Raw genomic sequence first — 15,378 nt, forward strand, 5'->3', positions numbered from 1 at the left:
GCTCCGGGCAGCCGGTTAATCTTCCGCTTTATGGGCCCACGCGGGCATGGCGGTTAAATAACGCATCGCCCGCTTGCGTGATTCCACGGGCCCGACCTTCTGCCAGGAATCGAGGAACTCAGCCAGGCCGGAGACGGCATCTTCCCATGACTTAAGCTTCCCCTCGCTATCGCAGCACCAGGCGCAATAATCGTCGCTTGCGCTTTTCGCACCTTCGGCGGACATCGGCATTCCACAGGCCTGACAAAACCTTTCTTGCTGTGACATAGAGCGCTCCTTTCTTGCCAGTTGAGCATAAAAAATACCGCATTTTTTGCACAATAACGTACCGCCAGTTCAAATAACCGTAAATTAACGATGGTTATTGCAGCCGTAGAACCCCCGGCTTCCTGAACGCGTTCGACTACACTAAGCAGGGACAGATGTTTGACGCCGCAGGGTCTGCCGGGAGTATCAATCGATGGCAGCCCCCGCCGAGCCGGACGCATTCACTGCTAAAACAGATTAAGACAGGACGCAACCATGCAACTTAACGACCCTACCCTTTTTCGCCAGCAGGCAATGATTAATGGACGTTGGCGCGACGCCAGCAGCAAAGAGACCCTTGTGGTCACGAACCCCGCCAACGGCCAGCAGCTGGGCAGCGTGCCCAAAATGGGCGCCGGGGAAACCCATGAGGCTATCGATGCCGCCGCCCGCGCGCTGCCCGCATGGCGCGCCCTTACCGCCAAAGAACGCTCCAGCATCCTGCGCCGCTGGTTTGAGCTGATGATGGAACATCAGGACGATTTGGCGCGCCTGATGACGCTGGAACAGGGAAAACCGCTGGCGGAAGCAAAAGGTGAAATCAGCTACGCCGCCTCCTTTATCGAGTGGTTCGCGGAAGAGGGCAAACGCATCTACGGCGACACCATTCCCGGCCATCAGGCTGATAAGCGGCTGCTGGTGATTAAGCAGCCGATCGGCGTGACCGCCGCTATCACCCCGTGGAATTTCCCCTCGGCGATGATCACCCGCAAGGCGGGCCCGGCGCTGGCCGCTGGCTGCACGATGGTGCTCAAGCCCGCCAGCCAGACCCCGTTCTCCGCGCTGGCGCTGGCGGAGCTCGCCAACCGCGCCGGGATCCCCGAAGGGGTATTTAACGTCGTTACCGGTTCGGCCAGCGAGGTCGGCGGTGAGCTCACCGGCAACCCGTTAGTGCGCAAACTCTCCTTTACCGGCTCGACGGAAATTGGCCGCCAGCTGATGGAACAGTGCGCGAAAGATATCAAGAAGGTCTCGCTGGAGCTCGGCGGCAACGCGCCGTTTATCGTTTTTGACGACGCCGATCTGGATAAGGCCGTCGAAGGCGCGTTGGCCTCCAAGTTTCGTAATGCCGGACAGACCTGCGTCTGCGCCAATCGCCTGTACGTCCAGGATGGCGTTTACGATCGCTTCGCCGAAAAGCTTCAGCAGGCGGTCAGTAAGCTGCAAATTGGCGATGGTCTACAGCCGAATGTCACTATCGGGCCGCTGATTGACGAGAAAGCGATCGCTAAAGTGCAGGAGCATATCGCCGATGCGCTGGGCAAAGGCGCGCGGGTAGTAACCGGCGGGAAAGTCCATGAGCTGGGCGGTAATTTCTTTCAGCCAACGATTCTGGTGGATGTCCCCGGCGACGCCAAAGTGGCGAAAGAAGAGACCTTTGGCCCCCTCGCCCCGCTATTCCGCTTTAAAGATGAAGCGGATGTCATCGCTCAGGCCAACGACACCGAGTTCGGCCTCGCGGCCTATTTCTACGCCCGCGATCTGAGCCGCGTTTTTCGCGTCGGCGAGGCGCTGGAGTACGGCATTATCGGGATTAACACCGGCCTTATCTCTACCGAGGTCGCCCCGTTCGGCGGCGTGAAATCTTCCGGTCTCGGCCGCGAAGGTTCGAAGTATGGCATTGAGGATTACTTAGAAATCAAATATATGTGTATTGGTCTTTAGCCGATAAACGCGCCAGTCTCCGCTGGCGCGGATTTTTTAACGCTCGAGTACGGATCGGCCAGGAAATGTCGCCATGACGGCCGTTAGTTTGCCACCCGGGTCTCCCCCTATTTAACCGTAACCGCCCTTCTTTATGCTTAAGATCATGATAAAAGTATTATTGCCCGGAAGTAAAAGTTATCTCCCCTCAGTCCGGGGCATGTTCGACATAAGATTAATCGTAGGCTACAATAATCAACGCCAAGCTAAAGCTTAATTTTTGAATAGATTCATAGACATAAATTCAGCTCTAGAGAAGGACAGGACATCATTTTATTGACTATAAAACGAGCAAAAAGATGACGGATAGCACCATTAAAATTTACAACGCCCGCTATAGTAAGCTGATGAAGTTACTGGATTTTTTTGCCGTCAACCTGTTCATTTTCGCTTATTTAAAATACTTTTTCGTCGAACCCTCAACGGCCTCTCTGTTCCTGGGAATCATATATTCGCTGATTTTTATCCGGGCTAATGAACACTTTCAGTTATATTCCGGTCAGTTCAAGGGACAATATTTAAAAAAATTAACTAAATTGTTTTTCAGCGTCAGTATAAGCGGCTTGTTATCATTTTTATTATTCGTAAGCGCCGAACTATTGTTGAACAATCACGCCAGCACAAACGCGGTGCGCTTAGCTGAAATTATTGTGCTGTGTTCGATGGCCATATTTATTAGCATGTTTCTTATTCGCGTTATCACCAGCCGCTATTTTTTCAAATCCAGACTCAAGGTAGCTATTTTAGGCATAACGCCAGCCGGGCTGGCCATCGAGCAGGCGCTGTTTAAGGAGTATACCCACGACGGGATTGATATAACCTTCTTTGAGGATCGCGCCGTTCAGCGCGACAGTCGCCTGCTAAGCATTGAGAAAAAAGGCAACTCACGAGACCTGCTGGCGCTGGCGAAAGCCGGAGAAATCGATGAAGTCTATATTGCCCTGCCGATGGTCGCCCAGCAGCGTATTCGCCAGTTCTTGAATGAATTTTCCGACACCACCGTGGACGTATTCCTGGTGCCGGACCTCTTTTCCTACAGCTCACATATTTCTCAGCTGCGGATGTTCGGCAATATTCAGACAATCAGCATTTTTACATCGCCTTTCGAAGGTGAAGGCGCGGTACTCAAGCGTATTGAAGATATCGTGCTTGGCGCTTTTTTTACCCTGGTCAGCCTGCCGGTCATGCTGGCGGTGGCGATCGGCATTAAGCTAACTTCGCCGGGCCCGGTGCTGTTTAAACAAAACCGTTACGGCCTGAACGGTAAACAGATCCCCGTCTGGAAGTTCAGAACCATGCGCGTGATGGAAAACAGCGCGGTAGTGACCCAGGCGACGCGTAACGATCCGCGCATTACCCGCTTCGGCGCCTTTTTACGAAAAACCTCGCTTGATGAACTGCCGCAGTTTTTTAACGTGCTGCAGGGAACCATGTCGATTGTGGGTCCACGCCCTCACGCGGTCGCGCATAATGAGCAGTATCGCGTGCTGGTGGAAAATTACATGATCCGCCATAAAGTGAAGCCCGGCATTACCGGGCTGGCGCAAATACACGGTTTTCGCGGCGAAACCGACACGATTGATAAAATGGAAAAACGCATTCAGTACGATCTGGAATATATTCAGTCGTGGTCGCTGCTGCTGGACATCAAGATTGTGTTTTTAACGTTTTTCCGCGGATTTGTGGGGAAGAATGCGTTCTGAACTCACTTTTCTCGCAGGTTTGCTGGCGATGCCTTACGCATGGGCTGACCTGCAGGCAAAACCCCATACCGGTGTGGCTGGCATCGATTTCGAGAGCCAGGTGGGTTATGACGTCGGTTACAATGACAACGTGACCTGGCAACGCTACGGCGGGAATGAAATCGGCTCAGCTTATCAAGGTGTTAAGCCGATTTTTAAAGCCATCGGCGAGCGCTACGAGGACCGCTATTTACTGATGTACTCCGGCGATTACCGCCGCTACGCCAGCGATAGCGCAGATAACCGCGACAACCATTTTTTTATGTTTAACGGCAAGTGGCGCTTCGGCAGCATGCACGGGCTGTCGTTGGATCTCGATGAAACGTTCGGCCATGAAGAGCGCGGCCGCGATACCACCGAGGGTTTTCTCCCCGAGCAGTTTAAAGAATTTGGCATTAATCAGCCTATCGCCACGCGCTTCTTTAACAGCGAATTGCGCTATAGCTACGGCGCCCCGGAAGGGCGCGGCAAAGCAGAAGTTGCGCTAATGCATAAGCAGCTGCGCTTTCGCAATCTCGACAGCATTGAGGACGCCAGCGCCGACTTTCATTACTACATGCACGATCAGGAGTGGCATGAAAACAGCCTGGTCGCCGAACTTTTTGATCAAAAAGCCAAAACGCTGCGCTATCGCTACAGTTTTATTACCAACCAGCGTCGCTATGAGCTCAACCCGTTAAAAGACAGTAATGAATATTATCTGCTGGTCGGCATGAAAAATCGCCTTTCCGGCAAGACCGAGATCAACGGCAACGTCGCCTGGCTATATAAAGATTTCATCCATAACCCCGACTCACAGGGGTTCAACGGCCTGAACTGGGATATTAACGCCGACTGGAAACCGCTTGAACAGATAAAGCTCAACTTACACAGTTCACAACGAATAAAAGATCCCACCGACTCCGGCGGCTATATTCTGGTATCAAATTTCGGTGTGGGATATGAGCACCATTGGCTGGTCGACAGATTCTCCACTCTGGTTGATTACTCTTATATTACAGAGGATTACAAACACCAGACCAACGGACGCAAAGATCAATCAAATCTCGTGTCGCTCACCTTCAACTACGACTACCGTCCATCCGTTAATTTTCAGCTGAAGCTGCAATGGAACACGATGCATTCTAATAAAGAAAAAGATGCCTTTTATATTGGCCCGGATTATGACCATGAGGTCGAGCGCACGCTGGGCTACAACGACTCGGCCGTTATTTTTATGACGCAGGTACAAATATGATCCTTAACTATGGAAAACGGGTGATGGTTTCTCTTCTGGCGCTATGGCTGGCGGGCTGTTCAGCGCCGCCGCAGACGATCCGAACGCCGCCGGATGCCGTTTATCATCTGGACCAGGGGGATGAGATCAATATCGCGGTTTCCGGCGAGCAGGATCTCACTATGCGCGTAAAAATCGATAATAGCGGCAGCGTTGATTATCCTTATATAGGCTCCCTGATGCTGAAAGGAAAAACGCCGGAACAGGTCGGCAACGAAATTGCCGATAAGCTGCGCGGTAGCTATCTACAGGCGCCCATGGTGACCGTGAGCATTGCCGAATACCGTAAAATTTATCTGTTAGGCGAAGTCAAAAAACCGGACGGTTACGCCTGGGAACCGGGCTTAACCGCTGAAAAAGCCATTGCGCTGGCCGGTGGATTTACCGATCGCGCCGATCGCCATGACATCCGCATTCGTCAGTTTCGCAGCGGTAAACTGCTGGAAAACGTCGCCGCCGACTCCTCCGTACAGGCTGGAGATACCATCATCATTGGCATGAGTTTCTTCTGATATGGCTATTTCATTAGTTGAAAATGGAAAAAAGAAAGAGGGCTTTATCGACTTCACGCCTTACTTCAACAAAATTAAGCACAAGCTGATCTGGTGCCTGGTGGTGGTCGTGGTGGCGGCAGCGGCGTCGTGGATCCTGACGCGCTTTATGTCATCCAGCTATACCGCAACCGCGACGGTGCTGTTTAAAGCGCAGTCGCAGGACGTCACTCCCCTGCCGCGGCTGGAAAACTACGATTCCACCCGCAGCGATTACTATGAAACCAAATACGCGCTGATGGGCTCCCGCGTGGTACTGGAAGCCGCGGTAAAAGCGCTAAAGCTGGATCAGGACCCGGAATTTAACGGCGGGGATAAGCTTGATGAGGCCGCGCGCGTCAATAATGCCGTGCGCGCCCTGCAAAAAAACCTGACCATCTCCGGCGTGCGCACCACGCAGTTGGTTTCCGTTTCGATGGAGGCAAAATCGCCGCAAAAAGCCGCCGATATCGCCAACGGCGTGGCGCAGGCGTTTATCGATTACAGCCTGGCGCAGAAGCAGAAAATCCTGCTCCAGGCCCAGGGCTGGAACGAAAAAATGATGGACGATCTGCGCAATAAGCTCGATCGCCAGAAAGCCGACATCGATGATTTTCTTAAAAAGAATGGCCTGCTGACCTTCCGCAGCATGGATGGCTACGAGACCGAGCAGCTGGGCATCGTGATTAACCATCTTGCCGACGCCACCCAGCGCCGTCTGAAAGCGCAAACGGTATGGGACAAAGTGCGCCGTCAGCAGGGGAAACCGCCGGAAGCGATCATCTCACTGCCGGAAATTTCCGGCCATCCGCAGATTCAGGATTTGCGCATCGCGCTAATCCAGACCCGGCGTAACCTATCGGAAGCGGCGAAACACTATGGCCCTAAGCATCCGAAATATCTTCAGGCTCAGGCCCAACTGCAGGTCGTGAACGGGCAGATAGGCCAGGTGTTGGGGGAACTGCTTAACGGCTTACGCCAGCAGTATCAGATTGCGCTGGACGATGAGCAGCACTATCAGAAGATGCTCGACGACCAGAAAGCCGGCTTTCAGGCGCTGGGCGCCAAGCGCGACAAATACAACACCATGATGACCGCGCTGAACAAAACTGAAGAGCTGTATAAATCGCTGTATCAGCGGGCGAATGAGCAAAAGCTCTCCGAGAGCTTTTCGGTTCCTGATGAAGTGATCTACGATGCCGCCGTGCCGCCAAATCTTCCCTCTAAACCGCAGCGCGGTCTGCTTATCGTGATGGCTACCCTGATGGCGCTCGCACTGTACATCATGTACTTGATAGTCAGCACCGCGCTCGATAAAACGGTGAACAGCATCAGCGAACTCAAAGCCAAAACGGGCCTTGATGGCAGCGGTGAGTTTCCGCTATTACCTCAGGTGAACAGCGCGCAGCTGACGTTCCAGAACCTGCTGTATGCCGATATGCTCCACAGCCTGCGCCTGGCACTGCTCGGCCAGAATAATCATAGCGGGACGATACTGGTGACCTCGGCACAGGCCCATGCCGGCAGCAGCCTGATTGCCGAAATGCTGGCGTGGTCCGCCGCTAAGTCAGGCAAAACCTTACTCATCGATATAGATTATCTCGCAAGCGCAGGGCTCTCCGCGCGCTATCCTCAGCATAAAACAGGGTTCAGCGCGTGTCTTGATGACCGCTGCGCCACGTCGCAGGCGGTCGTCTCTCTGGCCGACAATCTTGATTTTATGCCGCGCGGCGAACTGAACGACTCGACGCTGCTGCTGTTCACCTCGCAACGGCTCCCGGCGCTGCTGACCACGCTGCGGCAGACCTACGATTATCTGATCATTGATGCGCCATCGCTCGGGCTGGCCCAGGACGCCCTGCTGCTGGCGCCGCACGTCGATATCAGCCTGCTGGTGGTCAACGCTGGCGAGCAGGCGTCGCGCATCCGCGATGCGCAAAATCGTCTGCAAGCCGCCGCGCCAACCCCTGTCGCCACCATGCTTAACCGGGTGCAAGAAGAGAACCTGGAGACGCAGGAGGGCAAACGCCTGCCCGAGCGCGGCATGGGCGAACTGATTTCACCGAAGTAGCGATTATGAACTTAATTAAGAGTATTTCTTCAATCGCCAGCTCCTCGGTCCTCTCGCAGGCGATCGGCGCCTTCTCTGTATGGCTGATTTCCCATCGCTACGGCATGGCGGAAGTCGGGCACTACGCGATGATCTACAGCAACGTGCTGATTGGCGCTCAGGTTTGCACTTTTGCGTCGCAGCTGCTGATCCCGCGCCAGGAAGAGCATGAACTGGGGCAGAACGTGGTATTTTGCCTGCTGCAAAGCCTGCTCCTGGCGCTCCCCTGGGCAGTGGTCACGGGACTGATGTTCCATCTCAATATTGTGTTTCTCTATCTGCTCACCTTCGGCTATGCACTGGTTTTGATCGCCGAGAACCTCTCGCTGCGCGGCGGAAACTATCCGTTCCTCACCTTTCAGCGCATCGCCGTATCGCTGGTGGTGGCAATAGCCCTGCTGGCGATGCCGAATACCACGCTGTTCTATATTGCCTGGATGGTGGGCATTTTGCTGCTGCTCAGCCTCTGCCTGCTGCGCTTGTTTCGCTTCAGCACCCTGACACCGGCACACTTTTCACCGCGGGCGAACGGTCTTTTCGCGCGCCAGCACTGGCAGCATCTCAGCCGCGTCGGTAGTGCGGAGGTGCTGGCGATGGCCAGCAACAATCTGCCGACAATGTTGATTAACGTCTGGTTTTCACCGCTGGTCGCGGGTTATTTCTCGGTGGTGAGCCGCTTCTGCTTATCACCGGTGATGATTGTCGGTAACGCGGTGCGCAATTCCATCTTTTCAAAATGGTCGATGGATTTTCGTAACAACACCTTTAACTATGCGGAATACAAAAAAATTCGCCTGCTGCTGATGGCCGCGGCGCTGATCTGTATCCTTGGGATCTGGATTTTCTATCCACTGGTCATGCGACTGGGTTTCAGCCAGGAGTGGCTCAATTCGATCCCAACCTCACGCTATATGCTGCCTTATCTGTTCGCCGCCCTGGCCGTCAGTCCGCTGACCGTTATCGAGCTTATCTTTGGTTCTAAACGCTATTTTTTACGCATTCAGATAGAGCAGTTGCTGATCATTATCGTCGCTTTTATCGCTCTACCTGAATTGGGCCAAAGCTATGAAATTGCCCTGCTGACTTTCTCTGTTCTTACCAGCATTCGCTATCTGTTCATTCTGTTGAAAATGAATAAGCGGGCGCTGCAGCTCTCCCGGCAGGAGCAGAAAATATGCAGCTAAACACCGGTCGCTATCTGGAAATATTCGCGCTGACGACCATCGTCTTCTGCGGCACGGTGCAGTATTTCACCGGCGTTGTCGCCGTATTATGGCTTCCGTTTTTCATGGTGCTGGTCATGGTGGTTTTGTTGATGATGCAAAGCCGGCAGCAGCCTTTGGCGCTCAGCGCGCGCGAGAAGGTGGTGCTAGCGCTGTATCTGACCTTTATTATCCTCAGCCTCTGCGCCACCGTTTTACAATCCGGTATCGTCACCGCCATCGTCGGTTTTAAAAACGAACTGGCCTTGTCGCTGGTGATGTTTTGCATGCTGCTTGGTATGTTTCGCGAGTCGCAGCTGCATCGCCTGACTCAGCTTTTTTACTGGCTGTTCTACGTCCAGTTTCCGCTGGCTATCTATCAGGTGCTGGTGGTGGTGCCAAAACGCGTCGCCCTGCGCGGTGAGGATGAAAAATGGGATTCGGTGGTCGGCACGTTTGGCGGCGACCCGATGGGCGGCGGCAATACCGCGGCCATGGGGATGTTCTGCCTGCTGATTATGCTGTTGAAGGTGTCCGAATTTAAGCACGGTATTTGCTCGTTCAAGTCGATGGCGGCGCATATCGTGCTGGCCTTTTTCCTCTGCGTGGTCGGCGAGGTAAAATTCGTGATTCTGCTGTCGCCGTTCTTACTGGCGCTGCTGTGGATCATGCCCGCTTACGTCAGCGGCATCAGCAAAGTCACCCTGCGCTCGTTGATGATAATCGCCGCCGGAATGGTGGTGTTAATTTTTGCCGCTATCACCATTCTCGCCTCCAACTACTCGTCGGCCTTCGGCGGGGATCCGACCAAAAGCGCGCTCTCGGTATTTATCGATTCTCTCGGTTATATTTTTGATACTAACTACATTATGGAAAGCGGCGAGCTCGGCCGGTTTACTACTATTTTCTTCTGGCTTAAGCATAACGAACTTTTTGGCCCCGGCGGAATGCTATTTGGCTACGGCCTGAACGCGACCAACAGCGGCAGTACGGTCTCTCCAGGCTATATCGGCGCCTGGTATCATCTGATACTCGACTCCACCGCGCTAAGCATGATGCTGTGGGAAGTGGGTATTATCGGCGTGATCTTATTTATCGCCATGATTGCTTCTATTCTTATCGGCATGCGGCCCAAAGAGACCTTTTCCCGCTACGATCTTAAACATGAAGATTTACAGCTGCTCAGCTCCGCGCCTGCGTTTTACGTCTTTGCCATCGGCTGTTTACTCAGCCTTCCCTACAGTCAGATCCTGATGATCATTCCCATGCTACAGTTTTTATTATGGCTGGCCCTCGGGGCGCTCATTGTCATTCATCGTTCCGTTCGTCTGAACTCCGGTACCCAATATGAATAAAACGCCATCAATTACCGTCAGCATTAAAACCCTCAACGAAGCGCAGGGGATTGAAAAAACGATCGACAGCGTCCGCAAGCAATTGCAGCCTTATCCGCATCAAATTATCGTCGCCGATAGCCTCTCCACCGACAATACCCGGGAGCTGGCCATCGCCAAAGATGCGATGGTGGTCTGCCTTGATAATGCGAAAGATCGCTGCTGCGGCGTAGGCCACCAGCTGGGCTGGTTATTCAGCGAAGGGGACTATCTGCTGCTGCTGGACGGCGATATGGAGCTGGAGCCAGGTTTTCTCGACACCGCCGTCGCCTTTCTCGAAGAACATCCCGAATACGCTGGCGTGGCGGGCAGCGTCGAGATGGATGATGCCGCTAACTATGAGTTTAAATCGCGCAAGCAGCGCCTGCATCTTATTTACCCGCAGGGGGATACCGACCACCTTGGCGGCGGCGGACTCTATCGCCGCTCGGCAATCGAGAAAATTGGCTATCTGACTAACCTTAATCTCCATGGCTATGAAGAAGCCGAATTGGGGATCCGCTTGCAGGCCGCGGGCTATAAACTCCACCGCCTCGCTGCGCCCTATTTTAGCCATGCTTCCTATACCATGCCGACATTTAAAATGTTGACCTATCGCTGGAAGAACGGTTTTTTATGGGCGCCCGGTGAGCTATTACGCAACTGCTGGGGGAAAAAGCATTTCCCTGCCGCGCTTAAGATTGTTCGCAACGAATTGATATTCACGCTGTATATCCTGGTATTGATTATTTGCCTGCTGTCGTTAAATCCCGGTTTGATTATTATCGCCCTGCTTCCACTGCTGGCGTTTATCGCCCTGAAGGCGATTAAAAATAAGTCGCTGCGGGACGGTGTACAGAGCGTTATCAACTTATCGTTATTTTCCGCAGGTATGGTGCGAGGCCTCATGAACTCCGTTCGCGATCCGATGAAACAACCCGCCGTGACCGTCTCCAACCCAAAACATATCCAGACAGAACATGAAAATATTATTCGTTAACAAATTCTTTTTTATTAAGGGCGGAGCGGAAACCGTATTTTTCCAGGAGCGAGACGCCATGCTGCAAGCGGGCTATCAGGTTGTCGACTTCAGCATGCAGCATGCAGAAAATAAACCCTCGCCCTGGGAAAGCTTCTTCGTACACAACGTGGACTACCATCAAAACCACGGGCTGACAGGCAAGCTCAAAGCGGGTATCGACTTTATCTACAATGCGGAGGCCTGCAACAAGCTCAATACGTTGCTGCTGGCGCAACGCCCGGATATTGTGCACTTTCATAATATTTACCACCAGCTGACGCCGGCGCTAATCGGCGTCGCCAAACGCTTTGGCTGTAAAACGGTGTTGACTGCGCACGATTATAAAATCGTTTGTCCATCGTACACCATGCTGCGCGATGGCCACGTCTGCGATGACTGTCTTACCGGTTCGGTGAGCAACGCCTTCCGCCATCGTTGCCAGCAGGGCGACACCTTTAAAAGCCTGCTGCTGTCGCTTGAGGCCTACTGGCAAAAGTTCGCGCAAAATTATGCCATGCTCGATTGCATCATCGCTCCCAGCGAATTTATGCGTCAGACGCTGCTGCGTAAATTACCCCGGTCGCGGATCGAGACGATCGTCAACGGTATTGATGCCAGCGCCACGATCCCGGGCGATACGGCGGGGGATTATTTCCTCTATATCGGCCGCTTGAGCCGTGAGAAAGGCGTCGCTACCCTGGCGCTGGCGCAGCAAAAAATGCAGCAGCCCATGCCGCTGAAAATCGTCGGCGATGGCCCTCTCGGCAACGACCTGCGCGCCCGCTTTAGCGGTCCGGAATTTCTCGGCTATATGCGCCACGGAGAAGCGCTCAACGCGTTGATTCGCGGCGCGCGGGCGGTGATCGTCCCTTCCGAATATTATGAAAACTGCTCGATGTCGGTACTGGAGGCGATGGCGTTCGGTCGCCCCGTCGTCGGCGGCAATATCGGCGGCATTCCTGAGCAAATCCGCGATGGCATTGATGGTTATCTGGTGGAACCCGGGGATGCCGACGCGCTGGCGCGCATCATGGATAACCTGGCAGCCAATCCGCAGCAGGCGCGGGAAATGGGCATCAACGCGCGCCAGCGTTTAGAGGATAAATACGATCTCGCCCGGCATATGCAGGTTCTGCAGGAACTCTATCAGCAGCTCGTGGGGGAAGCGAAATGAAGCTCAAAGTGACGGTGCTTGGCACCCGCGGTATTCCGAATGTACAGGGCGGCGTTGAGACCCATTGCCAGAATCTCTATCCGGAAATCTATCAACAGAATCACGCCGATATCTGCGTCATTGCCCGCTCACCGTACGTTGACTACCGCCGTAGCGAATATAAAGGCGTGCGGTTAAAAAGCCTGTGGGCGCCTAAAAGCCGCAAGTTCGAAGCCATTATTCACTCAACGCTGGCCGCCTTCAGCACCCTGTTTGACGGCTCAAATGTGGTTCACGTTCATGCGGTCGGCCCTGGACTGGTGGTCCCGCTGCTGCGCCTGCTCGGCAAGCGCGTCGTTTTTACCCACCACGGCCCGGACTACGATCGCCAGAAGTGGGGCAAAATGGCGAAAGAGATGCTGCGTCTTGGTGAGAAATGGGCGGTGAAATATGCCAATGAGGTTATTGTTATCTCGGAAGTGATTAATACGCTCATTAAGACCAAACACGGCCGTACCAACGCTAACGTGATCTATAACGGCGTGCGCCAACCGCCGCTTCCCGCCGAAGAGACGCGACAGGCCACGCTGAATCAGTATTCGCTGAAAGCCGGGCAATACATTGTCGCCGTCGCCCGTTTTGTCGAAGAAAAAGGGCTGCACGATCTGCTTGCCGCCTACAAAGCCTCGAACTGTTCGCTGCCGCTGGTGCTGATTGGCGATGCCGACCATCCTGATGAGTACAGCGAGCGGCTGAAGAAGCAGGCTGCCGCTACCCCGGGAACGATCATGACCGGTTTTATTAGCGGCGATCCGCTGCATACCCTGTTCTCACAGGCCGGGCTTTTTGTTCTACCGTCTTACCATGAAGGGCTGCCTATTGCCCTGCTGGAGGCCATGTCCTGGTCCTTACCGGTTATCGTCAGCGATATCCCCGCCAACCTGGAGATCGACCTGCCTGCGGAAGTTTATTTTCCGACGGGCAATGTCGCCGCGCTGGCGCAAAAGCTCCAGTCCTGGCGGGGTGATGAAGCCGCGGATTACAGCCAGTTAATGGCCAAATACCGCTGGCCGGACATTGCAGCGAAAACGTCTCAGGTCTATCAGCGATTAACGAATAAGAGTCAACCGTGACAAAATCAACATCCGACCTGGTCATCGAGCGTTTTTATTCCGCGCTTGACCCGGAAACAGAAGCCTCGTTAACGCCGGAGCAAAAGCGCGGTATTGAACAGGCGCTGGTGAGAGCGAGCCTGGCTTCCCGCCATCGCATCGATTTTCGCCACAGTTTTCCTTTTCTGCATCGCCGCTATTTCGTGGTCTTTTTATGCGGTCGCGATCTGCGCAAAATCCCGCGGGAAAGTACGCTGCTCGGGCGTCTATTTTCCACTCTGGCGATTACGTTTGCCGTGCTGTTCGCGATTCTTGCGGTGCTACTGGCGCTCTATATGCTGAAATCCGCGCTGGGAATCGATGTGTTTAAGAACTTCCACGTCGGTATCTGGACATGGTTTGTGAACCTCCACGACAAAGTGAATTAACGATGAGCTCTTTTTCACCGCGCCGCGCCGCGCTCTTTTTGGCGCTACTGCTGGCCGGAATCATTCCGTCTGCAGCGGTACTGGCTGAACGCACGATTATCACCCCACCGGCCTTTACCGGTCTGTTAACAAACCCAGGGATCGGCGTGGCCAGTTTCCACGATGGTTATGGCCAGAAACCCTCTCTGCAAGAGTATCCGGACACCGGGTTTGAATACGATCGCTTTTACTGGAGCGATCTGGAGCCCGAGGAAGGCGTCTATAATTTTGCGCCGATCGATCATGCCTTCAGCGTCGCCGCCCAGCATCAGCCGGCGATGAACGTCGGATTGCGTTTTATGGCGCTCGATGAACCGCAATCGGGCTCGAAAATCCCCGCCTGGCTTATTGAAAAAGGCATTCAGGGACAATGGGTCGAAAACGGTAAAACCTTTGTGCCGGACCTCAGCGATCCAACCTTTATCGCCTATGCGCAAAAACTGCTGAATGCCCTCGGCGCGCGTTATGACGGTATTCCGGAGCTCGCATTTGTCGATATCGGTATGGTGGGTTCGTGGGGAGAATGGCACAACTCCAATTTCCCTGACGTGGCGCCATTGCGCGAGAAATACACCTCTGAGCAGCTCAATCGCTACATTGATATGCACTTCAGCAGTTTCCCTAAAACGCCCAAAATCATGTTGATCAGCGGCGGCGACTCGCTGGCCTGGGCCAGCCAAAAAGGCGCCGGATGGCGCGCGGATTGCTGGGGAGACTGGCATAACTTTTCCACATCCTGGAGCCACATGCGCGATGACTATCCTCAACGTCTGGCCGCCGCGCAGGCGGCGTGGGGCGGTTTTAATGACGGCTGGCAGCACGCCCCCGTGAGCCTCGAGATTTGCGGCTATATGGCAGAGTGGGAAAGCGTGCAGCATTACACTCGTGAAGAGGTCCAGGCAAGCTTCGACTGGGCATTAGCGCAACACGCCAGTACCCTGAATCTGAAATCGCGGCCGGTGCCGGCGGCGTATCGCGATATCGTTGATAATGCGCTACTACGCATCGGCTATCGCTACCGGGTGAGCCAGCTGGAATTTGATACGCCCGTACGTAGCGGCATGCCGCTTACGCTGAATGTCACCTGGCGTAACGACGGCGTCGCCCCGGCCTATCTCCCCTGGCTTGTGCAATGGCGGATAGTCAATGCGGCGGGCGATACCATTACGCAAATCAAAACGGCGGATGACGTTCGCCAGTGGTTGCCTGGAGCTCATCAAAGCCGCGCTACGCTAGCGCTGCCTACTGGGCTCCCTGACGGTCAATATCGCCTGCAAACGGCCCTGACCAATCAGCAGGGGCAACCGCGTATTCAACTCGCTAACGAAGGCCAAACCGGTGATGGATGGTATTCACTGGCTTCGTTTAACCTTAAGGAATAA

13 protein-coding genes are annotated in these 15,378 nt (G+C 54.1%); 12 read left to right on the top strand and 1 reads right to left on the bottom strand.

Annotation, left to right across the window (positions count from 1 at the left end; all coding sequences use genetic code 11):
• Nucleotides 1-15: 15 nt before the first annotated feature.
• Nucleotides 16-267, bottom strand: coding sequence for a zinc ribbon domain-containing protein (locus tag EGY08_RS09460; protein ID WP_004129224.1), 252 nt, complete (start codon nt 265-267; stop codon nt 16-18).
• 255 nt (nt 268-522) lie between these two features.
• Between EGY08_RS09460 and gabD the strand changes: the two genes are divergently transcribed.
• From gabD to EGY08_RS09520, 12 genes are all read left to right on the top strand, one after another.
• The gene (gene gabD / locus EGY08_RS09465; protein ID WP_004129222.1) at nt 523-1,971 is read left to right on the top strand and encodes an NADP-dependent succinate-semialdehyde dehydrogenase; all 1,449 of its coding nucleotides are present in this window, start codon (nt 523-525) and stop codon (nt 1,969-1,971) included.
• Between the two features lie 338 nt (nt 1,972-2,309).
• The gene (locus EGY08_RS09470; protein WP_004129221.1) at nt 2,310-3,713 is read left to right on the top strand and encodes an undecaprenyl-phosphate glucose phosphotransferase; all 1,404 of its coding nucleotides are present in this window, start codon (nt 2,310-2,312) and stop codon (nt 3,711-3,713) included.
• A complete protein-coding gene (locus EGY08_RS09475) occupies nt 3,703-4,989 on the top strand; it encodes an outer membrane beta-barrel protein (protein ID WP_049115084.1) in 1,287 nt (428 codons plus the stop codon). Before EGY08_RS09470 ends, EGY08_RS09475 begins: the two co-directional genes overlap by 11 nt.
• The gene (locus tag EGY08_RS09480; protein ID WP_049115085.1) at nt 4,986-5,540 is read left to right on the top strand and encodes a polysaccharide biosynthesis/export family protein; all 555 of its coding nucleotides are present in this window, start codon (nt 4,986-4,988) and stop codon (nt 5,538-5,540) included. Before EGY08_RS09475 ends, EGY08_RS09480 begins: the two co-directional genes overlap by 4 nt.
• A 1-nt stretch (nt 5,541) precedes the next feature.
• On the top strand, nt 5,542-7,629 hold the full coding sequence (locus EGY08_RS09485) for a GumC family protein (protein ID WP_123828441.1): 2,088 nt from the start codon (nt 5,542-5,544) through the stop codon (nt 7,627-7,629).
• 5 nt (nt 7,630-7,634) lie between these two features.
• Complete coding sequence (locus EGY08_RS09490) at nt 7,635-8,852, top strand: capsular polysaccharide biosynthesis protein (protein WP_004129214.1); 1,218 nt, start codon at nt 7,635-7,637, stop codon at nt 8,850-8,852.
• Nucleotides 8,843-10,225: a hypothetical protein gene (locus tag EGY08_RS09495; RefSeq protein ID WP_004129213.1), complete on the top strand. Its 1,383-nt coding sequence runs from the start codon at nt 8,843-8,845 to the stop codon at nt 10,223-10,225. Before EGY08_RS09490 ends, EGY08_RS09495 begins: the two co-directional genes overlap by 10 nt.
• Nucleotides 10,218-11,243: a glycosyltransferase family 2 protein gene (locus tag EGY08_RS09500; protein ID WP_004129212.1), complete on the top strand. Its 1,026-nt coding sequence runs from the start codon at nt 10,218-10,220 to the stop codon at nt 11,241-11,243. The genes EGY08_RS09495 and EGY08_RS09500 overlap by 8 nt, the downstream gene beginning before the upstream one ends.
• A complete protein-coding gene (locus EGY08_RS09505; RefSeq protein WP_032742045.1) occupies nt 11,224-12,438 on the top strand; it encodes a glycosyltransferase family 4 protein in 1,215 nt (404 codons plus the stop codon). The genes EGY08_RS09500 and EGY08_RS09505 overlap by 20 nt, the downstream gene beginning before the upstream one ends.
• Nucleotides 12,435-13,550, top strand: coding sequence for a glycosyltransferase family 4 protein (locus tag EGY08_RS09510; protein ID WP_004129209.1), 1,116 nt, complete (start codon nt 12,435-12,437; stop codon nt 13,548-13,550). The genes EGY08_RS09505 and EGY08_RS09510 overlap by 4 nt, the downstream gene beginning before the upstream one ends.
• Nucleotides 13,547-13,957 carry a hypothetical protein gene (locus EGY08_RS09515; protein ID WP_004129207.1) on the top strand — a complete coding sequence of 137 codons (411 nt, stop codon included), beginning with the start codon at nt 13,547-13,549 and terminating at the stop codon, nt 13,955-13,957. The genes EGY08_RS09510 and EGY08_RS09515 overlap by 4 nt, the downstream gene beginning before the upstream one ends.
• Nucleotides 13,958-13,959: 2 nt before the next feature.
• Nucleotides 13,960-15,378: a DUF4832 domain-containing protein gene (locus EGY08_RS09520; protein ID WP_123828442.1), complete on the top strand. Its 1,419-nt coding sequence runs from the start codon at nt 13,960-13,962 to the stop codon at nt 15,376-15,378.

This window comes from Klebsiella sp. FDAARGOS_511, from assembly GCF_003812845.1.
GTDB lineage: Bacteria > Pseudomonadota > Gammaproteobacteria > Enterobacterales > Enterobacteriaceae > Klebsiella > Klebsiella grimontii.